Source organism: Streptomyces sp. NPDC030165, from assembly GCF_055573595.1.
In genome coordinates this window covers 160,522-185,315 of record NZ_JBVIBD010000014.1, presented here as the reverse complement: position 1 = coordinate 185,315, position 24,794 = coordinate 160,522, and the positions used below count along the sequence as shown (strand labels likewise).

Here is a 24,794-nt window from a genome sequence, read left to right as displayed (position 1 = left end):
AGTGCGCGCGGCAACACAGACGGTCGAAGTGATGTCCCTGCCGGGACGGCCAGAAGGGCTCTAGGTCACTGCGACCCGTCGCGGTGTCGGTAAGGCTGGCCATGCCCCCATTCAACCAGACAGCCGTTGATCTGTCCTTCACGTGGCCCGCGGACCGGCGCGAAACGGGCGGCGGAGGGAGGCGGCCGTACGGCGGCGATTCCGGAACGCGGCACCCGTGGCCGTACGGCGGCGGACCTGGAACGCGGCGCCCGCGCCCATGCCCAGCAGCAGCGCCGCCAGGTGACCCGCGTCCGTGAAGTCCCGCCCCCGGCGCAGGACCGGGCTCACGCCCAGCGCCAGCATGCCCGCGGTCGCCGCGGCCCGCGCGCCGCGGTGCGGTACGGAGACGGCGAGCGCGCCCACCGTGGCGTAGAAGCCGTAGCTCGCGCCCACGTCCACGGCCCGCTCGGTGTCGGGGGTGACCGCCTTGTGGGACAGCGCGCGGGCCGCCCGCAGCCCGCCGTACACGAGCACGCTGGCGCCGATGTGCCCGGCGGCGAACATTCCGGCGGCCCGCCGGGTGCCCCACGCCGCCTCGGCCGTACCGAGCGCCGCGAGCAGCGCCAGCCCGTACGGGACGGGCAGCGGGCTCTCGACGAACACGGCACTGGTCGCCAGCGTCCGCCAGCGGCCCGCCCGCAAGTTGTCGACGTTGGTGGAGTGCGCGCGCAGCAGCTCGGCGCGCTCCTGCGCGGGCAGCCGCGCGGTGGCGTACGCGCCGAGCTGGACGGCGCCGACGTACAGCGGGGTGAGCCAGGGTGCGTAGGCGGAGGGCGCTCTCATGCCCTCCATCATCCCCGGCCGCGGCCCGCACCGGCCGGGCCGGTGCGGCGGCCGGGATCAGCCGAGGCGGATCTCGACCGGCTCGGCCGCCCCGCCCCGCACCGTGACCGCGGCCCCGGCGGCCAGCGACGCGCCGCCCCGCTCCGACCGGCACTCGACGGTGTAACCGCCGTCGGCGCCGGCGGAGAGGGCGAAGCGCCCCTCGTCGTCCGTGAGCGCGGCCACGTCCGGGAAGGACCCGGGGCCCGCGGCGAGATACACCCGGGCGTCCGGGACGGGCCGGCCGTCCGCGTCCACCACGATTCCGGAGATCGCCGCCATGCCGGGACCTTTCGTACGGTTGTCTGCGGTCACGCCTTCCACGCCACGTAGTTGTTGTACACCGGCGTGGTGATCCGCGTACCCGAGTTGGTGACCGCGCCGCCGTACGCGTGGATCGCGATGCCGTACCGGCCGCCGTTGTAGAAGTGGTAGACGGAGCTGCCGCTCTGGCCGCCCGCCGTGTCGATGTCGTAGTACACCTTGCGCGGACCGACGGAGGCGACGCCGCGCGCGTCGTACCACTGTGTACCGGCCGGCTTGTCGCCCGGGTACCCGGAGATGTTGCCGACGGTCTTGAGCAGGTCGGCGTCGGACCACACGCCGAAGCCGAACCAGCCGGTGGTGTTGCCGAGGTTGGTGGGCAGGATGATCGCGCCGTAGTCGTAGTTCTGGTCGCCGTTGTTGGACCAGCCGCTGACCGTACGGAAGCTGGTGCTGGTGACGACGCCGTACGGGAGGGTGTTGCCGTTGCGGCCCGGCATCACGTTGATGCTCTTGACCCAGCCGTCGCGCCCGGCGACGCCGCTGTTCTTGATGTAGACGACGTGTCCCGCGGTGGCCAGGGTGTGCGGGCCGATGAACCAGCCCGTACCGATCCAGCGCGAGTTGTCCGCCGCGGTGATCAGCAGCGAGCAGTGCACCCGCCACGGGTACACGGACGTGTCGGTGATCTGCACCCGGTCGTCCGGGCCGTGCACGGTCTCGGCGGCGACCGGCGGTGGCCCGAAGGACGCCTCGCCGATGTCCGGCAGCGCCGCGGTCGGCGGCTGCCAGAGCTGCTCGGGCGTGCCTTCGGGGCGGTTGTATCCCCGTACGTTCTCCAGGCCGTCGGCAGTCGCCCGGGCCGCGTCGCCCTGCGGCCCCTCGGACGGTTGCTGTACTGCCAGCTCCTCGGCGGTGAGGACGACTTGCTGTTCCTCCGGCTCGTTCGATACGGCGGTGTGGAACTCGATCGGCATTGCTGGTCACCGGGCCTCTCGGGTCTCGCGGTGCACTGGGGGACCTCCTCGAAGGAGTCCTCTCCTTGTACTGCGGTCCCCGGAGCCGGACAACGAAAGTTGCGGCGAATTCTTGCGGATGGCCCTCTACTACGCCATCTGTCCCGAAGTGCCCCGGCAACAGCACGAGACCCCCCGCGAAGACAGGACGCCCCGGCCCCGGGAGAACTTCCGCACGGAGAACGGGCACGGCCGGACCTTGCGGGCGGTTGCGGGAGGCGCCACGACGCGCGCGGCGGGCGCGCGCGAGCGCGGGGGCGTGCGGTGCCGGGGTGCGGGCTGCGTGCGGTGCGAGGTGGGGGTGCGCGTGCCGCGGGGCACACTGGCGGGCATGACGACGACCTTGCGCATCGGACTCCTCGGCACCGGCCCCTGGGCACAGCGCGTCCACGCCCCCGCTCTCGCCGCCCACCCCGGCGTCTCCTTCACGGGCGTCTGGGGACGGCGCCCGGAGGCTGCCGCCGCACTGGCCGCGAGCCACGGCACCCGCCCGTACGCGACCCCCGAGGAACTGTTCGCCGACACCGACGCCCTCGCCGTCGCCCTCCCGCCGTCCGTCCAGGCGGACCTCGCCGTACGGGCCGCCGAAGCCGGCCGGCACCTCCTCCTGGACAAGCCCGTCGCCACCACCGTCACCGAAGCGCGCGCGGTGGCCGACGCCGCCGACCGGGCGGGCGTGGCCACCGTCGTGTTCTTCACCGCGCGCTTCGGGGCCGCCGAGGGGGAGTGGATCGACCGGGCGGCCGCGGCCGGCGGCTGGTTCACCGCGCACGCCGACTGGCTCGGCTCGGTCTTCGCGGCCGACAGCGACAGCCCGTATGCGGCATCTCCCTGGCGCCGCGAGAAGGGAGCTCTGTGGGACGTCGGCCCGCACGCGCTGTCCCTCCTGCTGCCCGTCCTCGGGGACGCCGAGCACGTCACGGCCGCCCGCGGGCCCGGCGACACCGTGCTGCTCACGCTGCGGCACGCGGGCGGCGCGGCGAGTTCGGCGACCGTCAGCCTGACCGCGCCGCGCGCCGCCTCCGGGGTGTCCGTCACGCTGTACGGCACCTCGGGCGCCACCTCGCTCCCGCGCCGCCAGGACGGCCCGGAAGTGGCGTACGAGCGGGCCGTGGACGCGCTGCTCACGGCCGTACGCGGCGGCGAGCGGCACCCCTGTGACGCACGGTTCGGGCTGCGGGTGACGGAGGTGCTGGCGGCGGCGGAGGCGTCGTTCGAGGTGGGTGGAGGGGCCGGGGCAGCACTTATTTGAGCAGCTGCTCGACCAGCTGCTCGGTCGGTTACTTGATCAGGGCGTTCGCCACCGCGATCAGCAGCCCGAGCGCGGCATCGGCCACGCCGATCAGCACGGCTCCGCGCCTGCGGTAGCCCGTCCGCAGCGCGGCGGCCGTGCCCCACCCGAACAGCAGCGTGGCGTTGAGCGTCAGCCCGGCCGCCGTGGTGGGCCCCTCGGGCCAGTTCCAGTGCCCGGCGGCCAGCAGCAGTGCCACCGTGGGCAGCGAGGCGACGACGAGCGGCCACTCGTCGATCAGCCGGTGCCCGAGCGCGTACCAGCGGTGGCCGGCGCTGTGGGCGCGGTGGGTGGACATGTGGTGGGCGTACCCGTGCGCGAGGGCCGCGGTGGCGGCGGTGACCAGCACCCACAGCGCGTCGTACACCGGCGTGAACGGCGTGCCCTCGCTCTGCAGAGCGGCCAGCAGCGCACTGGCGAGCACCGTTCCGTACACGCCTCCGAACAGCATGTTGGAACGCACGGGCATCTCTCTCTTCGGTGACTCGGTGACTTGGCAACCCGGCGATTCGGCAACCCGGCGAATTGGCGATCTGGCAATGGCGTGATGAGCCGTCCACGGTAATCGCCGCCGCTGCCCCTTTCCTCACCGTAAAGGGGGAGAAAGAAATGGCCGAAGGTATGACAACGCATGGCGACGGCGTATCTCGCCGGCTCCGGCGATTACCGCACCGACGCCCAGGGCATGGAATGCGGCGCGGCCGCCGTGGAACACGTCGTACACACCAGCCGGTGATCCCGGCGGCGTGGCGCACGGGTCCGCCCCCGCCTTCCGCCTTATGCCTGCCCGGGTATCGCCACATGCCGGAATTGGTCTTGGAAGGCACGGAAGTTCCCGCCTAACGTCGTGCTCGCGCCCTTCGCGCTCCCCATCCGCCCGCACTCCGCGCCGCGCGCCTGTGCGCTGTACGACAAGGAGGCGCAGCTCATGACAGCGTTCACGAGTTACGTCGAGAACATCCTCCAGGAACTGGCGGACCACCCGGAACGCCGGGTACTGACCACCTCCGACGGGCGGGACATCACCGCCGCCGCATTCCACGACAGCGTGCACCGCACGGCGGCGGAACTGGCCGACCGCGGCGTCGCGCGCGGCCACACCGTCTCGATGCTGTCCGGCAACCGGCCGGAAGCCCTGTCCGCCCGGTACGCCGTCAACCTGCTGGGCGCCAGGATCGTGCTGCTGTACGAGGGGCAGGCCCCGGAAACCCAGGCGCGCGTCGTGGAGAGCGCCGAGACCGCCCTGCTCCTCGTCGGACCGGAATCGGCCAGGCCCGCCGCGGAACTCCTCACCCACCTCGACGGCCCCGCACCGGACGTCCTGCTGCTCGGCCCCGGCGGCAGCGGCCTGGACGCCGAGGACCTGACCGCCGCGGCCGCCGCCCGCCCGACGGGCCGTACGGTCGAGAGCGCGGCCCGCCCCGACGACGACTGGTGCATCCGCTACACGGGCGGCACGACCGGTGTCCCCAAGGGCATCCAGATGGCGCACCTGCCGTACGCGAAAGCCGTGACCCATCCCTTCGAGTCCGCGGGCGACCCGCCCCGCCTGCTCGCCTGCACCTCGCTCGCCCACCTGGCCGGACAGCTGTCCGACATGACGCTGGCCGCCGGCGGCAGCGTCGTCCTCCAGGAGGGGTTCGACACCGGCGCGGTCCTCGCCGCCGTCGCCCGCGAACGCATCACCCACATGTGGCTGCTGCCGCCCCTCCTCTACCAACTGCTCGACCACCCCGACCTGCCCACCACCGACCTCAGCAGCCTCACCCGCATCACCTACGGCGGCTGCCCGGCCTCCCCCTCCCGGCTCCGTCAGGGCCTCGACGTCCTCGGCCCGGTCCTCTACGGCTGGTACGGGCAGTCCGAGGCCCTGCTGCTCACCGAGATGAGCCCCGAGGAACACGGCAGGACCGGGCAGGGCGGCCAGATCACCGTCGGCCGCCCCGTACCCGGCGTGGACATCGAGATCCGCGACGAGGACGGCCACCGCCTCCCGCCGGACACCAGCGGCGAGGTGTACGTCAGCTCCGAGGGCATGATGACCGGCTACTGGAAGAAGCCCGAACTGACCGCACAGGTCATCCGCGACGGCTGGGTACGCACCGGCGACGTCGGCTATCTGGACGACGACGGCTACCTCTACCTGATGGACCGGGTCAAGGACATGGTCATCGTGGTCGGCGGCCACGTCTATCCGGGCGAACTGGAGGATCTGCTGCACACCCACCCGGACGTCGCGCACTGCGCGGTCTTCGGCGTACGCACCGCCGACGAGGTGGAGGAGGTGCACTGTGCCGTCGTCCCCGCACCGGGACGCACGATCGACCCCGGCGCCATCACCGACTTCGTGGTGGCGCACAAGGGCAGGATGTACGCGCCGAGCGGTGTGCACCAGGTGGACACCATCCCGCTCACGTCGGTCGGCAAGCCGGACAAAAAGCGGCTGAAGGCGGAACTGGTGGAGGGGTAGGGGCCGCGGGCGTCCGCTGTAGCCCGCGCATCGGCTCCCGGCGACCGGCCCCGGGCCCCGGAGGGCCGGGACGGTCGCCGTCGTCAGCGGCGTGCCCCATCCGTCATCAATTTCTCACACAATGCGAGACACGACGTCACGAACGGCGCGCATCATGGTCAGCTCCCGCCCTCGCCGTACGCTTTCGACGAGCGTTCGCCCGGCCCCGCTTCGGAGAACACCGCCCCATGACCCGTGTGCTGCTCATCGAGGACGACCCCGCCGTACGCAAGGGCGTCCATCTCGCCCTGCGCCGCCGCGGACACGAGGTGGAGACGGCGGCCAGCGGCGAGACCGGGCTGCTCGCGCTGGAACGATTCCGGCCGGAGCTGGTGCTGCTGGACCTGATGCTGCCCGGCATGAGCGGCCTGGAGGTGTGCCGCCGCATCCGTGAGACGCAGCAGATCCCGATCATCATCCTGTCCGCGCGCGGCGACGACATCGACATGGTGGTGGGGCTGGAGGCCGGCGCGGACGACTACGTGGTCAAGCCCGCCGGCGGCGAGGTGCTCCAGGCACGGATGCGGGCGGTGCTGCGGCGGGTGGTGGGGGAGGGGTACGCAGACGGGACGCGGGAGACGGGCGCCGCTCCCGGCGCGCCCGGAACCGCCACGCCCGCAGCCGTCATGCCCGGAACCGGTGTGCCCGCAGCAGCCGCGTCCCCGTCCCGCACCTCCTCCGTGACGTACGGCGCGCTGACCGTCGACCGCGCGGCGCTCCTGGTCACCAAGAACGGCCACGAAGTCGTCCTCGCCCCCTCCGAACTCAAGCTGCTGCTCTTCCTGTCCGATTCCCCCGGCCAGGTCTTCAGCCGCCAGCAGCTCCTCGAACAGGTCTGGGAGCACAGCTTCTACGGGGACGTGCGGCTGGTGGACGCCTGCGTGATGCGGCTCCGCTCCAAGATCGAGGACGATTCGCGCGCGCCCGTGTACGTACAGACGGTACGGGGGTTCGGCTACCGGTTCGGGCCGCTGTGAGCACACCACCACCCCGACGGCGCGGGGCCGCGCCGACGCGGGGCCACGAGTGGACGCGGGGCCGCGAGTGGCTGACCGCCGCGTACACCAGGCTGCGCGGACTGCGCACCCGCCTCATCGTCGGCTTCCTCGTCGTCTCCGCGCTCAGCGCGCTGATCACCGCGGCGCTCACCTTCCGGCAGGCCCGTACGGCCATACTGGCCCGCACGCAGAACACCGCCGTGCACGATTTGCGCGCCCAGATGGAATCCCTCGGCCCCGACCTGCCCCTTCCTCCGCAACGCGACGACCTGCGAAACCTCGTCGTCCAGCTCGACCGGGCGGGCGGAACCCGGAACTGGCACACGTACGCGCAGTACGGGGACGGGCCGGTGGTGCCGGGGCCTTGGGACGCGGGCGGCGGGGAGGGGGATGCGGACGGCGGCGGGCCGGGGGGCGCGGAGAGCCGTGCGCCGTCGGGCGTGGGCGGCCGTGCGCCGGGGAGTGCGGACAGCCGTGCGCCGGAGCGCGAGCGCGGGAGCGCGGTCACCGACGGCCTGCGTGCCGCCGTACGCGATCACCACGCGCCCATCTTCCAGCGCGTCGACCGGGGTGGGGTGCCCTGGCTGGCGATCGGCGTGCCGGTGGACTTCACCGCCCCGGACACCGGGAACCGCGGATCCGGACCGGCCGGCACCGGCTCCCCCCGCCCCGCACCCTCCCCACCTTCCTCGGCTTCCCCCTCCGTCCCACCCGGCAAGACCAAACCCTCCGGCCTCATCGTCTACGCGGAATTCGCCCTCGACGACGAACAGGCCGACATCTCCGCCCTGGTCACCGCCGCCCAGGCCGGCGCGCTGCCCGCGCTCGCGCTGGCCGTCGTCCCCGCGCTGTTCGCCGCGCGTCGCGTCCTGCGGCCCGTACGCCGCCTGCGCGAGGCCGCCGAACGCATCACCTCCGGCGAACTGGACACCCGCTCCCCGGTGACCGGCCGCGACGAACTCGCCGACCTCACCGTCACCTTCAACGAAATGGCCCGCGCCCTGGAGAAGGACGACGCCGAACTGCGCCGCATGGAGGCCAACGCCCGGCGCTTCGCCGCCGACGTCTCCCACGAACTGCGCACCCCGCTGGCCGCCATGGCCGCCGTCACCGAGGTCCTCGACGAGGACGCGGCCCGGCTGGACCCGGACACCGCCGACGCCGTACGCCTGATCAGCGACGAGACCACCAAGCTCGCCCGCATGGTGGAGGACCTGATAGAGGTCTCGCGCTTCGACGCGGGCGCCGCCGACCTGCTCCTCGACGAGATCGACGTCGCCGTCGCCCTGCGCAAGACGCTCCAGCTGCGCGGCTGGCAGGACCAGGTCGAGACCGGCCTCCCCGAAGGCCTGCGGGCCCGCCTCGACCCGCGCCGTATCGACGTGGTCGTGGCCAACCTGGTCGGCAACGCCCTGCGGCACGGCGGCGCCCCCGTACGGCTCACGGCCTGCGCGACGACGGGACGGCTCCGTATCGACGTGGCCGACCAGGGCCCCGGCATCGACCCGGACGCACTCCCGCACGTCTTCGACCGCTTCTACAAGGCCGACGCCGCCCGCGCACGCTCCAGCGGCAGTGGACTGGGCCTGGCCATCGCGATGGAGAACGTACGGCTGCACGGGGGCACGCTGCGCGCGGCCAACGCGCCGGGCGGGGGAGCGGTGTTCACGGTGGAGCTGCCGATGGACCCACTGACACCCGCCCCCGAGGACCGCACATGAGCAGCCCGGCCCGGCCAGCCCGACCGACCCCCTCCACCACCCCGTACAAGACTCCCCTCGCCACCGCCCTCCTCCTCATCGCCGCCCTCCTCCTCGCCGGCTGCGGCATCGCCCCCACCGGCTACGTACAGGCAGGCGCCCCCGCGCAGGGCATCCGGCAGCCGGGCACCGACACCTACACCGCCCGGATCTTCTTCCTCTCACCCCTCGGTGTGCACGCCGCCGCCCGCCCGGCCGACGGACCGGTCGGCCCCCAGGAGGCTCTGGACCTGCTGGTGAAGGGGCCCACCGCGGCCGAAAAGGCGCGGGGGCTGGTCAGTGCGGTGCCGACGATGCCCGGCCGGCTCACCGCCGTGCCCGCGACCGGAGCGGTCAGCGTCCACCTCCCGATTCCGGTGTCCCGGATGGAGGCGGCGGCCGTCCACCAGATCGCGTGCACCGCCGCCCACGCCGCCATCCCCGGCGGCCGCCCCGCCACTCAGGTGGACGTCCGGATGTACGAGCCGGTGAGCCGGGAGCAGCCCTGGACGGTGCGCTGTTCCAGCAACGGCATCGCCCTGCCGACCGCCGGCCCGGACACCTCGCGGAACCCCGTCCCGTAAGCCTCCCCGCCCCCGCCCCCGAACACCTCCGGAACCCCCACTCCCAACGCCTCCCGCCCCCCTGCCCCTGACGCCCCCCGGACCCCGCCCCCACCCCTCCCAAGTACTCCCTGACCAGGCGGCTTTGTCAGTGGTCGGCACTAAAATTGGAGGCAGAAAGGAAGCAGTCCAGGACCGCTTCTCCGCTGCCCCAGGAGGTTGCCGATGGCCGTAGCCACACTGCCCGCGAACACCACGGTTCCGAAGAAGACCACGACGGCCAAGGCGGCCACGAAGGCCACGGCGACCGCGTACGGGAAGACCGCCGCGCGCCGGGCGGCCCGCCACGCGCCGATGGTCAAGAAGCCGCTGCCCGCCGGTCTCCCGCGCGAGTGGTACGAGGCCCACAACCGCCGCCTGAAGGCCATGCGCCTGGCAATAGCCCTGCTCGACGGCGGTGTCTACACCCCGGAGCGGGCCCGCAACCGCACCATCCGCACCACCGCGGCCCGTATCGGAGTGCACCCGCCCTCCAACACGACCTGCCGCCTGGTCCGCTCCCTGATCACTGAGAACGCCCGCTGACCCGGCAGGCGACGCGCCGCCTGCGCGCGCACACGAGCGACGACTCCCACCGACCCTGACCGCAGCCCAGCAGCCGCCGCACTCCTGACCTGACCCGGTCCCTCCCGGCCCACCCGGGAGGGGCCCCAGTCATGCCGTCACGACAGCCGGCCGCTTTCCCGCGCCCTCACCCGCCCGTCACCTCACACCGGCTGCCCGCCGAGCAACCACCCGGGCCGCCGAAGTCCCCAGCCCGGTGGGCCCGCCACTCCACGCACCGGACGCGGCTCCGGCCCCGGCCCTCCTTCCGGTTCCCGTTCCTGTCCCCGTTCCGGCTCCCGTCGGCGCACCCACGCCCCCCTTGTGCCGTCGCAGGTCCTCCTCCCGGTACCGCCGGCACCCCTGATGCCAGGTGAGAATCCCGGACATCCAGTTCTCCAGCTCCTTCACATACCCGTCCAGCAGCCCCCGCGCTTCCTCCGACAAGCCGAAGTCGTCGTACAGCACCGGCAGTTCATCGGCCGCCACGTGCTGGAACTCCCGCATGCGCGACGTCATGAGGTCGTGGACGATCGCGAGCGCCGTCGGATAGTCGCAGTCGAAGAAGTTCTGCACCACCAGAATCCCGTTGTGCACCTCTCCCTCGTACTCGATCTCCTTCTGATACGAGAACACGTCGTTCAGCAGCGTCGCGTAATCGACGGCCGCGTTCTCCAGGGAACGCATCGGACCGCTCCGGTAGATCTCCTCCGGAACGCGCCGCCCGTGTCCGATGCGGCTCAGACTCATCGTCATGTCGGAGCCGAATGTCGCCCGCCGCATCTCGATGTAGTCCACCGGATCGGGAATGTGGTGCAGTGCCTGGTTCTCCAGCTCCCAGATCCACCCGGCCGTCATCACCTCGACGGCGTCCCGGAACATCTGCCGCGCCCCGGCATCCATCGACTCCGTCGTACGACGCCACAGATCCGCCAGCCCGCGCTCCATCGCATTCCCCGGCTCGGGCATCGCCTCCCCGTCCGCCACGGGCATGAACGCCGAAAGCCGCGCGTTGCACGCCTTCGCCCCGGCAACGTCCCGCGCCGCCCCGAACACCGCGGGGTAGTAATCGTCCCCGTACGTCCCCCAGGTCAGCCACTGCGACCCCAGGTCCAGTTCCTCCGGCGTCGCCTCGGGATGCAACCCGGCAGCACACAACGGAAAGTCGTAGTCCGCCACCTTCTCGGCACTCCAGACGTCCGACAGCGGCACCCCCGCCTGCGGCCGCAACATTCCCATCCGCCGCGCCCACTCCACCGCGTTCACCCGGGCCCCGTCCAGATGCGGACTCAGCGTCGTCGTGAACGGCATATAGAAGTCCGGCAACTGCGAGGGCCCCACCCTCTGGAACGGCACATGCGAGAAATTGCGCAGCCGCTTGGCCCCCGTGGCGGCCACCGCCCGCCGGACATCCACCCCCGAAGTCCCCAACCCCTTGAACGCGAAGGGCGACCAGCCACCCCCCGACTCCGGCTCCGCCGCCTTCCCGCCCCCATTCATGTACCGACTCGACCGCATGTGCCATTCATGCCCACCCGACTGCCAGTCCTGCAGACCCTTGGCGTAAGCCAGCACATCCGCACACTCCTGCGGGCTCAAGCCCTGCTCCGCGAACAGCACCGGCAGCTCCGTCACCACCGTGTTCTCGAACTGCTGCACCCGCGAGGTGATCAGATCATTGACAGCGTCCGCCGCCTCCTGGGTGCCGCACCCGAGGAAGTTCTCAAGCACCAGCACTCCATTACTGAGCTCCCCTTCCTCCTCGGTCTCCCGCTGATACGAAAACAGATCGTTCCGCAGATGCACCCCGTCCGAGAACGAGTCCTTCAGCACCCGCAACGGCCGCGACCCGGCCACCGCCGACGGCACCTCGGCCCCCGCCGCGAACTCCACCAGCCCCGCCGACCACGGCGCACCACCCACCTTCCGCCGCATCTCGATGTACTCGACGGGATTGGGCAACCGCCCCGCGTTGATATTTGACAGCTCCCACAGCGACTCGTTCAGCAGATGCTCAGTACTCTCCCGGAACCGGGCCCGCCACCCCTTCGACATCGAAGGCACCGTCCGAGCCCACAGATCCGCCAGCCCCGCCTCCACCGGATTGGTCGGCTCCGGCACCGGCGTGTCCAGCTCCATCGGCATGAACAACGGCAGCCTGTCCAGATACGCCTTCCCGCCGACCCGGTCCTGCGTCCGCTTGAACGCCTCCAAAAAATGATCGTCGAAGAAGAACACCCACACATACCAGTCCGTCACCAGGGACAACACATCCGCCGAGCAATCCGGATGCGTATACGCACACAACAACGCGTAATCATGTGCATCCAGATCCCCCTCCTCCCAAATCCCCGACCCCTCCAGCATCCCCATCCCACGCGCCCACTCCTTGGAGTGCTCCCGCGCCTTCTCCAGGTGCGCGTTCAACCGCGCCGGATACGGCAGATAAAACCCCGGCAATTCAAACGGCTGCCCCACCACGACCCACCCTCTCCTCGTCCGTCTCACCTACCCGCCAGAGCCACTCCGCCGCCCCCGCGCCCCCAGCGGCCACAGCACTACCCACCCCACCCACCACTTATCCACGCTCTTGACAAACCGCAAGCACACATGATTCGGGCTACTCGCTCCCGCCGCTCCACACAACCGCCCCACACCGAGCCATGAAACCCTCAGGGTCTCCACCACTCACCAAATTCGCGCATATTTGCGATCGTGTGCGGGGGCCGGTCCACCCGGAGGCGTAGGCGGTTCCGGTCGCCTCAGCCACGGCTGGCTTCTTGCCGGCGCAGAGCGCACGAGTGCGAGCGGACGGCGGGCAGCTGATCCGCATCGGCACCTTCAGGACGTCACCGTCAGTGTCGGTGACAACTCGTAGGCTCTGTGGCATGAGGAATGTTTCGGTCACTGAAGTCGATCTCGACAGGGCGATGGACGTCGTCGGGAACAACCGGCAGTCGCTGCCGCGGGACGATGTCGCCGTCCAAGCACTCGCCGCAGCGATATCGGTGCTACGCCGGTTACAGGGGGACGAGGGGGCCACAGGCGACGAACTGCTGGCGGCGCACGATCGGCTGCACGCAACGATGCGACACAGCAACGGCGGCCACTTGGCTGCACTGGCCGAAGCGCTGCTGAGCCGCGGGATCGTGCCATCACCTGGCGACTACGGCGGTGACTGGTGGTTGTGGTGGCCGAAGAAGGGCCACGGGCCGTGTCGTAACTGCCGTCAACAGCGCTCGCTGACGCGTTACGCGGCCAAGTGGGGCAAGCCGTACAGGTACTTGTGCACGCGCTGCCGCAAGCTACCCACGCGAGAATCGGCTCCGATTCCTTCCGTACGAGGACGTGTGCGGCGATTTCCCGCAGTCGTTCTCTGTGCTCGACGAAGAAGCGGGACTCACAGTAGCTCTAGAGGGGGACGAGGCGGTCAAGCTGGTCGAACGCCGAACCGGTGCATGGGGGTTGCTCGACGCAACTCGTGTCCGTGTGGTGGCGGGGGCTGATCCGGACGCTGCTGAGACATTCGAGGCTGAATCGCTGCTGGCCCTGTTCCGCCCGGCAGCCCTGTACCGGAAGATGCCGGTTGAAGACCTCATAAAGGAAGCTGTGCAAGATCCGGATCTTGGCGCCTACCTGAACTGGGCCGTTGGTCTGGCCGGCCGCGACGTGCACCCCGATCTGGTCCCCGACGCGGCGGCCCTGGGCGTTGCTGCCTGGTGCTGGCGGAACGACACGGAGGTGGAGGCGCACCATCTCCCTTCGGATGTTCTGATGGCCCGCGTGAACATCGCAGTGACCCGTGCGGTGATGCCCCACGTCTGCCCGTACGAAGGTATCGACTGGGACGGGATGGAACGGTCATTGACGGATGCGGACTGGAAGCTCCCCAACGGTCGGACGGTCTCCTCCCTGTTCGGCGATGGTTGGCCGAAGGTGCGGTCGACGGTGCGGGAGCAGATCCGGAAATGGCATCGCCTCGACACCGATCTCCTCGGCCCGGAAACCACGTTGCGACTCATGACTATCGGCGGCTCGACCAGCTATACCCGTCACTGGTGGGGGCAGGGGCGATGGCGCGCGATGTGCGAAGAAATCGTCCGTGACGCGGTCGAAGCCGGCTTCACCTTGCCGCAGCCGTACGACTGCCGTGGTCCTGAGGCGTTGATCGACGACCTGGAACAACCGGATATGCAGTCCGACGCAGTGCTGGACTGGTTGATCGATATGCCTGAATCCACCGAGTCGGGCCCTTACGGGTTGCGCCACCACCCAGCCACTCGGCCGATCGTGCGCAAGTACGATCCGTGGTGGGCAACCCCGGAGGGAAGCCGACCTCAGCTGTAGGCAGCGTCTCGGCCTGCCGGGCCCCGAGCTGTGGGTGCTGATGAGATCGTCAACTGTCGTACTTTTCAGGTGCTGCGCAGTGTCCCTTTCTTGGGTGGAGAAAAACAACTGAGCGTTTGCCTCCGCCTGTGTCAGGCGGAGGCAAACGCTCAGAAGGTTATTCGGGTATTACTCGCCGAGTCGATCTCTAACCCTTAGATGTCGAAGTAAAGCTCGAACTCGTGCGGGTGCGGGCGCAGCTGGATCGGGGCGATTTCGTTGGTGCGCTTGTAGTCGATCCAGGTTTCGATGAGGTCGGAGGTGAAGACGCCGCCCTGCTGGAGGTACTCGTTGTCCGCTTCCAGGGCGTCGAGGACGGCCGGGAGGGAGGTGGGGACCTGGGGGACGCCCGCGTGCTCCTCGGGGGCGAGTTCGTAGAGGTCCTTGTCGATCGGCTCGGCGGGCTCGATCTTGTTCTTGACGCCGTCCAGGCCCGCGAGGAGGAGGGCGGAGAAGGCGAGGTAGGGGTTCGAGGACGGGTCCGGGGCGCGGAACTCGACGCGCTTGGCCTTCGGGTTGGAGCCGGTGATCGGGATGCGCATCGCGGCGGAGCGGTTGCGCTGCGAGTAGACCAGGTTGACCGGGGCCTCGAAGCCGGGGACCAGGCGGTGGTAGGAGTTCACCGTCGGGTTGGTGAAGGCGAGGAGCGAGGGGGCGTGCTTGAGGATGCCGCCGATGTAGTAGCGGGCGGTGTCCGAGAGGCCCGCGTAGCCCTGCTCGTCGTAGAAGAGGGGCTCGCCGCCGGACCACAGGGACTGGTGGACGTGCATGCCGGAGCCGTTGTCGCCGAAGATCGGCTTGGGCATGAAGGTGGCGGTCTTGCCGTTGCGCCAGGCGACGTTCTTCACGATGTACTTGAAGAGCATCAGGTCGTCGGCGGCGGCGAGGAGCGTGTTGAACTTGTAGTTGATCTCCGCCTGGCCGGCCGTGCCGACCTCGTGGTGCTGGCGCTCGACCTTCAGGCCGGCCGCGTCGAGCTCCAGGGAGATCTCGGCGCGCAGGTCGGCGAAGTGGTCGACCGGGGGAGCCGGGAAGTAGCCGCCCTTGTAGCGGACCTTGTAGCCGCGGTTGTTGATCTCGGAACCGGTGTTCCAGGCGCCGGCCTCGGAGTCGATGTGGTAGAAGGACTGGTTCGCCGACGTCTCGAAGCGGACGTTGTCGAAGACGTAGAACTCCGCCTCCGGACCGAAGAACGCGGTGTCGGCGATGCCGGTGGAGGCGAGGTACGCCTCGGCCTTCTTCGCCACGTTGCGCGGGTCACGGCTGTACTGCTCGCCGGTGATCGGGTCGTGGATGAAGAAGTTGACGTTCAGGGTCTTGTCGCGGCGGAACGGGTCCACGCGGGCGGTGGAGAGGTCGGCGCGCAGAGCCATGTCGGACTCGTGGATGGCCTGGAAACCGCGGATCGAGGAGCCGTCGAAGGCGAGCTCCTCGGTCGGGTCGAACGCCTCCGCCGGAACCGTGAAGTGCTGCATCACACCGGGCAGGTCGCAGAACCGGACGTCGACGAACTTGACGTCTTCGTCCGCGATGAACTTCTTGGCCTCATCGGCGTTCTGGAACATCCAACTCCTCCTAGCCCGGTCACCGGCGGTCGGCGGCGCGGGATTGCTACTCGGAGCGCGCCATGTGCGGTGGCGCGCTTGCCCGACCATAGGCAGGCGGGATTTCCCAAGCATGACCCATTTGTTTCGCCGAGGTTAACCGCCGCGCGGCCTATTTCGGGGGTGTCGGGCAGGGAGGACGGGGAGGGGGATGGGGTGGGGAGACGGGGCGGGGAGGGAGAGGAATCGATCATTCCGGTCGCTCCGAGGGGGCGGGGATGCCGGGTGGGTGCGGTGGCCTGGGCGCGAGGAACGGCGCGGAGCGGGCATGGGGCGGGCGCGGAGCTGGGGAGGGGTGGCGAGGCGTGGAGCCGTACGGTCGCGCTGTGTGCCGGGGGCGTCGCGCGGCGGCTCCGGCGCGGTCCCCGGAGGCCCTCGGCCGTGCCCCGCGGACGGGAGAACGTATGCGGTCGCAGTACCGTGGACGGGTGGACAACAGGCAAGCAATCGGATCGTGGATCTCCGGGCCCCGCGCGGCAGCCGAGGACATGGGTGTCGAATTCGGCTACCGAGGGCAGCGTCTCGGGCTGCCCGAGGAGGGGCCGGGCTCGATCGCGCGTCCCGGCCGGCGCTTCGCCGCCCTCTTCATCGACTGGGCGCTGTGCTCGCTCGTCGCGTACGGGCTGCTCAGCCACGGCCGCGCCGATCAGACGAGCAACTGGGCGCTGGCCGTCTTCGCGGTGCTCAGCGTGCTGACGGTCGGCACGGTGGGCTTCACGCCGGGCAAGCGGCTGGTGGGCCTGCGGGTCGTCGCGGAGGGCGGCGGACGGCTGCCCCTGCTGCGTGTGGTCCTGCGGACGCTCCTGCTGGTCGTGGTCATCCCGGCGGTGATCTGGGACCGCGACGGCCGCGGCCTCCACGACCGCCTCGCCCGCGCCGTACAGGTCCGGATCTGAGGGCTGCGCAGCCGAGCCGTACGGCCGAGCCGGGTATCCGGCGGGGCTGGACCGCTTTGTACGAGCCCTACGCGCGCACGTCCGTACGGCTGCCCGTCGGCCCGGTGAGCCCGGTATGCCGGTGACGGAGCCCGCCGCCTCCCAGGCACGCTTCCGCCCCCGGCCGTGTACGGCCGCTGGACCCCAGAACCCCGAGGGGCCCAGGACCACAAGGTCCTGGGCCCCTCGGCCGTTCCGGTGACGGGCGGTGCGAGCCGCCCCGTGCGATGCGGCTCAGCGCATCTTGCCGCCGCCGCCCTTCGGCATCCGCATGCCCTTGGGCATGGGGCCCTTCGGGACCGGCATGTTGCTCATGAGGTCGCCGAGCGCGCGGAGACGGTCGTTGGTGGCCGTCACCTGGGGGCCGGGCAGGGTGCGCGGGAGCTTCAGGAGGGTCGTGCGGATCTTCTTGAGCGGGATCTGGCCCTCGCCGTCACCGACCACGAAGTCGTGGACCGGGGCGTCACCGGCGATGCGGGCCATCCGCTTCTTCTCGGCGGCCAGCAGGCCGCGTACGCGGTTCGGGTTGCCCTCGCCGACCAGGACGATGCCCGCCTTGCCGACGGCGCGGTGCACGACGTCCTGCTGGCGGTTCATCGCCACGGCGGGGGTGACCGTCCAGCCGCGCCCCACGTTGTCCAGTACGGCCGCCGCCGCGCCGGGCTGGCCTTCCATTTGTCCGAAGGCGGCCCGCTCGGCCCGGCGGCCGAAGATGATCGCCATCGCGAGGAAGGCCAGGACGAATCCCAGGATGCCCAGGTAGACGGGGTGGCCGATCAGGAAGCCGAGGACGAGGAGAACGCCGAAAACGACGATGCCCACGCCGGCGACGACAAGACCGACCTTGGGGTCGACCCGACGGGTCATCTTGTAGGTCTGGGCGATCTGCTTCAGTCGCCCGGGGTTCGCAGCGCCCTCAGCGCTGTCTGCTTTTGCCTTCCTCGCCATGGGGCGCAGTTTACGTGGCGTTCGGGCCCTCGGTCGCCGCGGCCTCCAGTACGTGCTGGGCCTCGCGCCGGTCCCTGGCGCGGCGGCGGTCCTCCAGCACCGATGTCCACGCGTTGCGGCGGGCGGTGCGCTGGCCACCGCGCATCAGCACGGACTCCACTGCGCGCAGTGCATCGGTGACCGACGGGATGGGGAGAACGGCGGTGGCGCGAGCGGGCGCGGCCTGCATGGCGGGTTCCCCTTCTGGAGGAAGGATGGATGCGGTCTGTGAAGCCATCGTTACAGATCGGTGTTACCAACTGATGACCCGCCGGTCAAACACCGATGAAACGTTGACGCGGCCCGCACCGCCCCTGCCTGGGGGAGTGCGGGCCGCGTCGTCGCAGCGTGTGCCGGGACTCACATTCCGGCCCAGGGGGCAGCGGGGTCCCACACGGTCCTTACGGGCCCGGACGGCACGTACCCGGCCGCCCGGCGCGGGTCAGACCGCCCGGGCCGACTCCTCGACCTGGCGGCGCTCGATCGCCTGCTGGTACAGGCGGCCGGCGCGGTAGGAGGAGCGGACCAGCGGGCCGGACATGACGCCGGCGTAGCCGATCTCCTCGGCCTCCTCCTTCAGCTCCACGAACTCGGCGGGCTTGACCCAGCGCTCGATGGGGTGGTGCCGCACCGACGGGCGCAGGTACTGGGTGATCGTGATCAGTTCGCAGCCCGCGTCGTGCAGGTCCTGGAGCGCCTGGCTGATCTCCGCGCGCTCCTCGCCCATGCCCAGGATCAGGTTGGACTTGGTGACCAGGCCGGCCTCGCGGGCCTTGGTGATGACCTCCAGCGACCGCTCGTAGCGGAAGCCGGGGCGGATGCGCTTGAAGATCCGCGGCACCGTCTCGACGTTGTGCGCGAGCACCTCGGGGCGCGAGGAGAAGACCTCGGCGAGCTGCTCGGGAACCGCGTTGAAGTCGGGGATGAGCAGTTCGACGCCGGTGCCGGGCATCGCGGCGTGGATCTGGCGGACGGTCTCCGCGTACAGCCAGGCGCCGCCGTCCTCCAGGTCGTCGCGCGCGACGCCGGTGATGGTGGCGTACTTCAGCCCCATCGTCCGGACGGATTCGGCCACCCGGCGCGGCTCGTCGCGGTCCAGTTCCTGCGGCTTGCCCGTGTCGATCTGGCAGAAGTCGCAGCGGCGGGTGCACTGGTCACCGCCGATGAGGAAGGTCGCCTCGCGGTCCTCCCAGCATTCATAGATGTTGGGACAGCCCGCCTCCTGGCAGACCGTGTGCAGGCCCTCCTTCTTGACCAGGCCCTGCAGGTGGTTGTACTCGGGGCCCATTTTCGCCCGGGTCTTGATCCACTCGGGCTTGCGCTCGATGGGGGTCTGGCTGTTCCGGACCTCAAGGCGCAGCAATCGCCGGCCGTCAGGCCTTGGCATTTCCTGCCCGTCGGGTGCGACAGCGGACACGTCCGGCTCCCTACGACTTCGTTTCTTCGGCGTACACCAGGGTACGCCCGTCAATTCGCACGTCTTTACGTGCAGGCCAACCCCGTATGGAAGGGGGGCATTCCGCGCGGTCGGTCGTGCCGGTCCGAAGGAGGCCGGCCCGGCCGGTCCGTGGACCGGCTCAGACCGCCCGTGGGAGCAGCACGGCGTTCTCCAGCACGTCGCGCAGGTGCTTCTCGACGACGGGCAGGACGTCGGCGATGGTGATCTCCCGGCCGAGTTCGCCAGCGAGGGAGGTCACCCCGGCGTCCCGGATGCCGCAGGGGACGATCTTGTCGAACGAGGTGTTGTCCGGGTTCACGTTGATCGCGAAGCCGTGCATCGTGACGCCCTTGGCGACGCGGATGCCGATCGCGGCCAGCTTGCGGTCCTCGCGGCGCTGGCCGGCGTTGGACGGGGCGTACTCCGGGCCGTTCAGCCGGGGGTCGAACTCCTCGTCGGCCGTACGCGGGTCGAAGTCGAGGGAGAGGCCGCCCAGGGACGGGCGGTCCGCGATCGGGTCGCCCAGCACCCAGACGCCGCTGCGGCCCTCGATCCGTGTGGTCTCCACGCCGAACTCGGCGCAGGTGCGGATGATGGCCTCTTCGAGACGCCGTACGTGGGCGACGACGTCGACCGGGCGCGGGAGCTTCTGGATCGGGTAGCCGACCAGCTGGCCCGGACCGTGCCAGGTGATCTTGCCGCCGCGGTCGACGTCGATGACCGGGGTGCCGTCCAGGGGGCGCTCGCTGTCGTCCGTGCGCCGGCCCGCCGTGTAGACGGGCGGGTGCTCCAGCAGCAGGCAGGTGTCCGGAACCTCGTCGGCGAACCGGGCGGCGTGCACCCTGCGCTGCTCCTGCCAGGCCGTCTCGTAATCGACGGCGTCGGAGCCGAAGCCCAGCTGGACAAAGCGCAGCCCCTCGGGTGCGGGGGTGTCCCCCCGAGAGATCGCAGTCACGGCAGCTCCTCTTCGAACTTTGTTGAGTCCTTTGCGCCCACGCCAACTGTACGGCGGGGGCGGACGGCGTCCGCAGGCGCCCGGGGCAGGGGCCTGATGCGCGGGCGCACGGGAATGTTCCGGGAGCCCCGGGGCACTCCGGGGGCCGCCGTTACGGGACGGGGGCGCGGCCGCCGCCGGACGCGTGGAGGACAGTACGAGCCCTGCTCACACGATCGGATGAACGCGTGGCGAAGGCGGCGAGAAAGCCGCTCAAGGCCGTTACATTCACGCCGTTCCACGAGGGCAGGGAGCAGCGCCGGACAGGGTCAGCCGAACCCGGGCAGCTCGGCCCGGAAGGCAGGAGACCGGTAAAGCTGATGACGGAACGACCCCCACAGCGCACGCCCAACCGACAGCTCGCCGCGCTCATCGCGGAGGCGGGATTCTCCAACGCCGGGCTGGCCCGCCGGGTCGACCAGCTCGGCCTGGAGCACGGGCTCGACCTCCGGTACGACAAGACGTCGGTGACGCGCTGGCTGCGCGGGCAGCAGCCCAGAGGCACCACGCCCGCCCTGATCGCCGAGGTCTTCACGCGCAGACTGGGACGCCGCCTGTCGGCCCAGGACCTCGGCCTGGACGCCTGCGCGCCGGTGTACGCCGGGCTGGAGTTCGCGTCCACGCCGAGCGAGGCGGTGGACATCGTCAGCGGTCTGTGGCGCAAGGACTCCGGCAGCCACGCGGAGCTGCGGAAGATCGCCTTCACCCCGGCCGGGCTGGTGGTGCCCAGCCGGGACTGGCTGATCGGGCGGGCCGACGAGCGGGTCGCGCACGGTGAAGCGGCCGAGCCCGCCGGCCGGCTGACCGCGCCGGGCCGGATGCAGGTGTCGGTGCCCCGGCAGCGGCAGATGGACCGGCCCGGTCATGAGCGCGCCGGCCACGACCGCCCCGGGCCGTCCGAACGGGGGGAGCGCGCGGGGACCGCCGAACGCGCCGGGCGTACGGACCGCCCCGAGCGCGCGGAACGCGCCGACCGGGCGCACGCCTACCGGGTGTCCGCCGGTGACATCAAGGCGCTGCGGTCGGTCGGCGAGCTGTTCCGGGCGCTGGACCACGCGTACGGCGGCGGACACGCCCGCCAGGCCCTGGTGCGCTACCTGGAGCACGAGGTCGAGCCGATGCTGCGCGGCACGTACGGCGAGGCGGCCGGGCGGCGGCTGTTCGCGGCGGCCGCCGACCTGACGCGGCTGGCCGGCTGGACGTCGTACGACATCGCCGCGCACGGTCTGGCGCAGCGCTACTTCGTCCAGGCGCTGCGGCTGGCGCAGGCGGCCGGGGACCGCGCGTACGGCGCCTACGTCCTGGTGACCATGAGTCGGCAGGCCGTCTACCTGGGGCATGGCCGGGAGGCCGTCCAGCTGGCGCGGGTCGCCCAGCAGGGGGTCGGCGGCAACGCGCCGCCCGTCGTCCAGGCACTGCTGCACTCGGCGGAGGCGCGCGGGCACGGCGTACTGACCGAGGTACGGGCGTGCACCGCCTCGCTCGCGCGGGCGGAACGGGCCCTGGAGACGGCGCGCCCCGGCGACGACACGCCTTACTGGGCGCGCTTCTTCGACGAGGCGCAGCTCGCCGACGAGCTGGCGCACTGCCATCGCGACCTCCAGCAGTTCCGGGCGGCGGCGCAGCACGCGGAGCGCTCGCTCCAGCTGCGCGGCGCCGGCTTCGCCCGCAGCCGGCTGTTCTGCCGGGTGGTGCTGGCGACGGCGCGGCTCGGCCTGGGCGAGCTGGAGCAGGCGTGTGCGCTGGGCGCGGAGGCGGCGCTCCAGGCGTCCGAGATGCGCTCCGTACGGGCGCACGAGTACGTCCGCGAGTTCGAGCGCCGGCTGGAGCCGTACCGGGACGCGGCGGCGGTACGGGGGTACCGGGACCGGGTGGCGGCCATGAAGGGGTGACGGGCGGGGCTGCCGAGTGTGCCGGCGGCCCCGGCCCGGACGCGCCACCTGGCCGGGTCCGGGCCGGGGCGTGGGTGGGTCAGGCGGCGGCGGACAGTTCGCAGGGCTCGCGGAACGGGGGCAGGCGGAGGTCGTCCAGCGCGGCGCGGGCGGCCCGGCGGCCGGAGCGCAGCGCGCCCTGGACGGTGCCGGTGTCCCGGTGGTCGCCGCACACGTACAGCCCCGCCAGCAGCCGCACGGACCGCTCCGGGCCGTGCGGTACGGGCATGGCCGGGACCGCCTCCGGGTCGTGGTGGGTGGCCAGCAGCTCCCAGGCGTCGGTGGACGTGCCGTAGATCCGGTCGAGTTGGGGGCGGACCGTCTTGTCCAGCGCCCGGGCGGGCAGCGTCGCCGGGGCGCCCAGCACGGTCGTGGTGACCAGGGCGCGGCCCGCGGGAGCCCGGGAGGGATCGGCCTCGCTGGCGACGAAAGTGTGCGCGACCGGGCCGTCGGCGGGCAGGAAGAACGCCGGTTCGCGGACCGGGGGACTGTCAGTGGTGTGGTGCACGATGGTGACCGGGTGGAAATCGGGGACCCGCAGTCCCGGGAGCAGCTCTGCCGCGTCGCGCGCTCCGGTGGCCACGAGCACCGAGCGGCAGGGGAACTGCCCGTGGGCGGCGGTGCTGACGCTGGTGGTCGAGACGGAGACGGCGCGTACGGAGGTGCGCACGGTGCCGGGGGGAAGGGAGGCGGCGAGGAGTTCGGGCAGGGCCGAGGCCCCGCCGGCGGGCAGGCACAGCCGGCCGCGGGCGAACGAGCGCAGGGCCTGGGCGGCGCTGCGGCTGGAGACGGTGAGCCCGGGGTCGCACAGCAGGGCGGACAGAAGGGGACGCAGGAACCCGTCGGGGATGTACGGCGGGAAGGCCGGGCGGGCGGCCAGTGCCTGGGCGACGGGGAGGTCGGCGCGCCGCTCGGAGCGCGCAAGGGCGCGCGCGGCCGAAAGTGCGCCCCTCGTGCTCCGGGGGGCACCGACGCGCTGTGTCCGCCGGCCGTTGTGCAGACAGAGCCCCGGGGAGAAGTGACGCAGGACCAAGCCGTTGAGGCCGGGGGTGGTGCGCAGTTCGGGGTACGAGGTGACGAGCAGTTGGCCGGTGCGGTCCAGCCGGAAGCCGTCCAGATGGTCGGTGGTGGTCCGGCCGCCGGTGCGCGGGGCGGCCTCCAGCACGGTGACCGTGGCTCCCGCGCTGGTCAGATGGTGGGCGGCGGCGAGACCGGCGAGGCCGGCCCCGACGATGACGACGTCCACGGTCGATGCGGTGCGCAGCACGTGCCCTCCCGAGGTCGGTCCCGGTGCCGGCGTCGTCGGGGCTCCTGCCCCGAACCGGCGCGCGGGATGCCGAGTTCGTGAGGTTGGAACCTTAAGAAGGGCGGTGGCGGGGGCGCGATCGCGCGTAGACCGCGCATGGGCGCACGATGCGGCACGGAGTGCCGCGAGGGCGCGTGTGTGGGTCTGTACGGGGGCGGGTGCGGCGCCGCTGCGTCCGGGGTGGGTGCGGTGCCTTCGGCTGCGGGTGTGTTGTAGGGCCGCGTTCGGCGGAAGGGGGTGTGGGGCGGGGCCCGCCGCTGGTGTGTGGTGCGGGCCGGGGCCGGGGGCTGCGGGGTGGGTTCCTGGACTGCTGCGCTTTACGTCCTGGAACCCACCCCTCCGCCCCCGGCCCCTCGGTCTCGTCGGCGGGCCGCGCCCCGGTGGGGGAGGGGCAAGAACAAGGTGTGGGTGCCGCCCCGGTGGAGGGGGCGGTTACCCCTCCACGGCTGCCCGGATGGCGTCGTCCGGGGTGGGGTGGGTGAAGGTGAAGCCGGAGTCCAGGAGGCGTTGGGGGATGATGCGTTGGCTGGCCAGGACGTTGTCGGCGAATTCGCCCAGGGCCAGTCGGAGGGCGGGGGCGGGGACGGGGAAGGGGGTGGGACGGTGCAGGACGCGGCCCATCGCTGCCGTGACCTCGCGGTTGGTGACCGGTTCGGGCGCGGTGAGGTTGACCGGGCCGCTCAGTTCCTCGGTGTCGATGAGGTGCCGGAGGGCGGCGACGTGGTCGTGCAGGGAGATGAAGCTCCAGTACTGGCGGCCGGTGCCGAGCCGTCCGCCCAGGCCCAGCTTGAACAGGGGGAACAGTCGTCCCCAGGCGCCGCCCCGGCGGCCCACGACCAGTCCGGTGCGGGGGAAGACCGTACGGATGCCCGCCTCGACGGCCGGGGCGGCGGCCTCCTCCCAGTCGACGCAGACGCGGGCCAGGAAGTCGTCGCCGGGCGGTGCCGACTCGTCGGTCCGCCGGTCGCCGGTGTCGCCGTAGTAGCCGACGGCGCTGCCGCACACGAAGACCCGCGGCGGGGTGTCCAGGGATGCGATGGCCTCGGCGAGGGCCGCCGTACCGAGGACGCGGCTGTCCCGGATCTCGCGCTTGTACGCGTCGGTCCAGCGGTGGTCGCCGACGCCCGCGCCCGCGAGGTGGACGACGGCGTCGCAGCCCACGAGCCCGGTGGTGTCCACCGTCTGGCGTTTCGGGTCCCAGCGCACCTCGTCGGCGGCGCGGGGCGCGTGCCGGACGAGCCGGACGATGTCGGGCCGCTTCCCGGCGTCCGGCGGGCGGGTGGCGCCGCCCTCGCGCAGGGAGCGCAGCAGTGCCGTTCCGATGAGACCGGCCGAGCCGGTGATGGCGATCCGCATGCCAGCCATA

The 24,794-nt window shown here is 71.6% G+C and carries 21 protein-coding genes; 9 read left to right on the top strand and 12 right to left on the bottom strand.

Features of this window, described 5'->3' with window-relative positions:
* Positions 1–138: 138 nt before the first annotated feature.
* The 3 genes from ACZ4Z1_RS25720 to ACZ4Z1_RS25710 are packed head-to-tail and all read right to left on the bottom strand — an operon-like array spanning position 139 to position 2,105.
* Positions 139–825: a rhomboid-like protein gene (locus tag ACZ4Z1_RS25720; protein WP_468488966.1), complete on the bottom strand. Its 687-nt coding sequence runs from the start codon at positions 823–825 to the stop codon at positions 139–141.
* A gap of 57 nt (positions 826–882) precedes the next feature.
* Positions 883–1,179, bottom strand: coding sequence for a carboxypeptidase-like regulatory domain-containing protein (locus ACZ4Z1_RS25715; protein WP_468488965.1), 297 nt, complete (start codon positions 1,177–1,179; stop codon positions 883–885).
* Positions 1,176–2,105 carry a trypsin-like serine peptidase gene (locus tag ACZ4Z1_RS25710; protein WP_468488964.1) on the bottom strand — a complete coding sequence of 310 codons (930 nt, stop codon included), beginning with the start codon at positions 2,103–2,105 and terminating at the stop codon, positions 1,176–1,178. The genes ACZ4Z1_RS25715 and ACZ4Z1_RS25710 overlap by 4 nt, the downstream gene beginning before the upstream one ends.
* 370 nt (positions 2,106–2,475) lie before the next feature.
* Between ACZ4Z1_RS25710 and ACZ4Z1_RS25705 the strand changes: the two genes are divergently transcribed.
* Positions 2,476–3,396: a Gfo/Idh/MocA family protein gene (locus tag ACZ4Z1_RS25705; protein WP_468488963.1), complete on the top strand. Its 921-nt coding sequence runs from the start codon at positions 2,476–2,478 to the stop codon at positions 3,394–3,396.
* Positions 3,397–3,424: 28 nt separating this feature from the next.
* Here the strand turns inward: ACZ4Z1_RS25705 and ACZ4Z1_RS25700 are convergent, their stop codons facing one another.
* The gene (locus tag ACZ4Z1_RS25700; protein ID WP_468488962.1) at positions 3,425–3,904 is read right to left on the bottom strand and encodes a hypothetical protein; all 480 of its coding nucleotides are present in this window, start codon (positions 3,902–3,904) and stop codon (positions 3,425–3,427) included.
* 459 nt (positions 3,905–4,363) lie between these two features.
* Here ACZ4Z1_RS25700 and ACZ4Z1_RS25695 point away from each other — a divergent pair, with 459 nt between their 5' ends.
* From ACZ4Z1_RS25695 to ACZ4Z1_RS25675, 5 genes are all read left to right on the top strand, one after another.
* Positions 4,364–5,905: an AMP-binding protein gene (locus ACZ4Z1_RS25695; RefSeq protein WP_468488961.1), complete on the top strand. Its 1,542-nt coding sequence runs from the start codon at positions 4,364–4,366 to the stop codon at positions 5,903–5,905.
* Positions 5,906–6,132: 227 nt separating this feature from the next.
* A complete protein-coding gene (locus tag ACZ4Z1_RS25690) occupies positions 6,133–6,921 on the top strand; it encodes a response regulator (protein WP_468488960.1) in 789 nt (262 codons plus the stop codon).
* Between the two features lie 242 nt (positions 6,922–7,163).
* A complete protein-coding gene (locus ACZ4Z1_RS25685) occupies positions 7,164–8,663 on the top strand; it encodes a sensor histidine kinase (RefSeq protein ID WP_468489041.1) in 1,500 nt (499 codons plus the stop codon).
* Positions 8,660–9,265 carry a hypothetical protein gene (locus tag ACZ4Z1_RS25680; RefSeq protein WP_468488959.1) on the top strand — a complete coding sequence of 202 codons (606 nt, stop codon included), beginning with the start codon at positions 8,660–8,662 and terminating at the stop codon, positions 9,263–9,265. The genes ACZ4Z1_RS25685 and ACZ4Z1_RS25680 overlap by 4 nt, the downstream gene beginning before the upstream one ends.
* A gap of 204 nt (positions 9,266–9,469) precedes the next feature.
* Entirely contained in the window at positions 9,470–9,829 is a 360-nt protein-coding gene (locus tag ACZ4Z1_RS25675) for a hypothetical protein (RefSeq protein ID WP_468488958.1), read from the top strand.
* A gap of 177 nt (positions 9,830–10,006) precedes the next feature.
* On the opposite strand, the gene ACZ4Z1_RS25670 is transcribed toward ACZ4Z1_RS25675, so the two are convergent.
* Complete coding sequence (locus ACZ4Z1_RS25670; RefSeq protein WP_468489040.1) at positions 10,007–12,325, bottom strand: terpene synthase family protein; 2,319 nt, start codon at positions 12,323–12,325, stop codon at positions 10,007–10,009.
* Positions 12,326–13,225: 900 nt separating this feature from the next.
* Between ACZ4Z1_RS25670 and ACZ4Z1_RS25665 the strand changes: the two genes are divergently transcribed.
* Positions 13,226–14,194, top strand: a complete 969-nt coding sequence (locus ACZ4Z1_RS25665) for a hypothetical protein (RefSeq protein WP_468488957.1) — start codon at positions 13,226–13,228, stop codon at positions 14,192–14,194.
* Positions 14,195–14,388: 194 nt separating this feature from the next.
* On the opposite strand, the gene glnA is transcribed toward ACZ4Z1_RS25665, so the two are convergent.
* Positions 14,389–15,798, bottom strand: coding sequence for a type I glutamate--ammonia ligase (glnA, locus tag ACZ4Z1_RS25660; RefSeq protein WP_468488956.1), 1,410 nt, complete (start codon positions 15,796–15,798; stop codon positions 14,389–14,391).
* A gap of 467 nt (positions 15,799–16,265) precedes the next feature.
* On the opposite strand from glnA, the gene ACZ4Z1_RS25655 reads away from it, so the two are divergent.
* Positions 16,266–16,733, top strand: coding sequence for an RDD family protein (locus ACZ4Z1_RS25655; protein WP_468488955.1), 468 nt, complete (start codon positions 16,266–16,268; stop codon positions 16,731–16,733).
* A gap of 273 nt (positions 16,734–17,006) precedes the next feature.
* Here the strand turns inward: ACZ4Z1_RS25655 and ACZ4Z1_RS25650 are convergent, their stop codons facing one another.
* The 4 genes from ACZ4Z1_RS25650 to lipB form a co-directional block, all read right to left on the bottom strand.
* Positions 17,007–17,720, bottom strand: a complete 714-nt coding sequence (locus tag ACZ4Z1_RS25650) for a DUF4191 domain-containing protein (protein ID WP_468488954.1) — start codon at positions 17,718–17,720, stop codon at positions 17,007–17,009.
* 10 nt (positions 17,721–17,730) lie between these two features.
* Positions 17,731–17,949, bottom strand: coding sequence for an SCO2195 family GlnR-regulated protein (locus tag ACZ4Z1_RS25645; protein ID WP_365848339.1), 219 nt, complete (start codon positions 17,947–17,949; stop codon positions 17,731–17,733).
* A 252-nt stretch (positions 17,950–18,201) separates the two neighbouring features.
* Positions 18,202–19,146: a lipoyl synthase gene (lipA, locus tag ACZ4Z1_RS25640; RefSeq protein WP_468489039.1), complete on the bottom strand. Its 945-nt coding sequence runs from the start codon at positions 19,144–19,146 to the stop codon at positions 18,202–18,204.
* A gap of 190 nt (positions 19,147–19,336) precedes the next feature.
* Complete coding sequence (lipB, locus tag ACZ4Z1_RS25635) at positions 19,337–20,152, bottom strand: lipoyl(octanoyl) transferase LipB (protein ID WP_468488953.1); 816 nt, start codon at positions 20,150–20,152, stop codon at positions 19,337–19,339.
* A 359-nt stretch (positions 20,153–20,511) separates the two neighbouring features.
* On the opposite strand from lipB, the gene ACZ4Z1_RS25630 reads away from it, so the two are divergent.
* A complete protein-coding gene (locus ACZ4Z1_RS25630) occupies positions 20,512–22,083 on the top strand; it encodes a regulator (protein WP_468488952.1) in 1,572 nt (523 codons plus the stop codon).
* 79 nt (positions 22,084–22,162) lie between these two features.
* On the opposite strand, the gene ACZ4Z1_RS25625 is transcribed toward ACZ4Z1_RS25630, so the two are convergent.
* Together ACZ4Z1_RS25625 and ACZ4Z1_RS25620 are read right to left on the bottom strand one after the other, a co-directional pair.
* Positions 22,163–23,389, bottom strand: a complete 1,227-nt coding sequence (locus ACZ4Z1_RS25625; protein WP_468488951.1) for an FAD-dependent oxidoreductase — start codon at positions 23,387–23,389, stop codon at positions 22,163–22,165.
* A 471-nt stretch (positions 23,390–23,860) separates the two neighbouring features.
* Positions 23,861–24,793: a TIGR01777 family oxidoreductase gene (locus ACZ4Z1_RS25620; protein ID WP_468488950.1), complete on the bottom strand. Its 933-nt coding sequence runs from the start codon at positions 24,791–24,793 to the stop codon at positions 23,861–23,863.
* Position 24,794: the final 1 nt, after the last annotated feature.

What these genes read in the sequence shown, in the direction of transcription:
- ACZ4Z1_RS25720 (WP_468488966.1), bottom strand. Translation starts at nt 825, where the DNA reads ATGAGAGCGCCCTCCGCCTACGCACCCTGGCTCACCCCGCTGTACGTC.
- ACZ4Z1_RS25710 (WP_468488964.1), bottom strand. Translation starts at nt 2,105, where the DNA reads ATGCCGATCGAGTTCCACACCGCCGTATCGAACGAGCCGGAGGAACAG.
- ACZ4Z1_RS25705 (WP_468488963.1), top strand. Translation starts at nt 2,476, where the DNA reads ATGACGACGACCTTGCGCATCGGACTCCTCGGCACCGGCCCCTGGGCA.
- ACZ4Z1_RS25700 (WP_468488962.1), bottom strand. Translation starts at nt 3,904, where the DNA reads ATGCCCGTGCGTTCCAACATGCTGTTCGGAGGCGTGTACGGAACGGTG.
- ACZ4Z1_RS25695 (WP_468488961.1), top strand. Translation starts at nt 4,364, where the DNA reads ATGACAGCGTTCACGAGTTACGTCGAGAACATCCTCCAGGAACTGGCG.
- ACZ4Z1_RS25690 (WP_468488960.1), top strand. Translation starts at nt 6,133, where the DNA reads ATGACCCGTGTGCTGCTCATCGAGGACGACCCCGCCGTACGCAAGGGC.
- ACZ4Z1_RS25685 (WP_468489041.1), top strand. Translation starts at nt 7,164, where the DNA reads ATGGAATCCCTCGGCCCCGACCTGCCCCTTCCTCCGCAACGCGACGAC.
- ACZ4Z1_RS25680 (WP_468488959.1), top strand. Translation starts at nt 8,660, where the DNA reads ATGAGCAGCCCGGCCCGGCCAGCCCGACCGACCCCCTCCACCACCCCG.
- ACZ4Z1_RS25675 (WP_468488958.1), top strand. Translation starts at nt 9,470, where the DNA reads ATGGCCGTAGCCACACTGCCCGCGAACACCACGGTTCCGAAGAAGACC.
- glnA (WP_468488956.1), bottom strand. Translation starts at nt 15,798, where the DNA reads ATGTTCCAGAACGCCGATGAGGCCAAGAAGTTCATCGCGGACGAAGAC.
- ACZ4Z1_RS25650 (WP_468488954.1), bottom strand. Translation starts at nt 17,720, where the DNA reads ATGGCGAGGAAGGCAAAAGCAGACAGCGCTGAGGGCGCTGCGAACCCC.
- ACZ4Z1_RS25645 (WP_365848339.1), bottom strand. Translation starts at nt 17,949, where the DNA reads ATGCAGGCCGCGCCCGCTCGCGCCACCGCCGTTCTCCCCATCCCGTCG.
- lipA (WP_468489039.1), bottom strand. Translation starts at nt 19,146, where the DNA reads ATGCCAAGGCCTGACGGCCGGCGATTGCTGCGCCTTGAGGTCCGGAAC.
- ACZ4Z1_RS25630 (WP_468488952.1), top strand. Translation starts at nt 20,512, where the DNA reads ATGACGGAACGACCCCCACAGCGCACGCCCAACCGACAGCTCGCCGCG.
- ACZ4Z1_RS25620 (WP_468488950.1), bottom strand. Translation starts at nt 24,793, where the DNA reads ATGGCTGGCATGCGGATCGCCATCACCGGCTCGGCCGGTCTCATCGGA.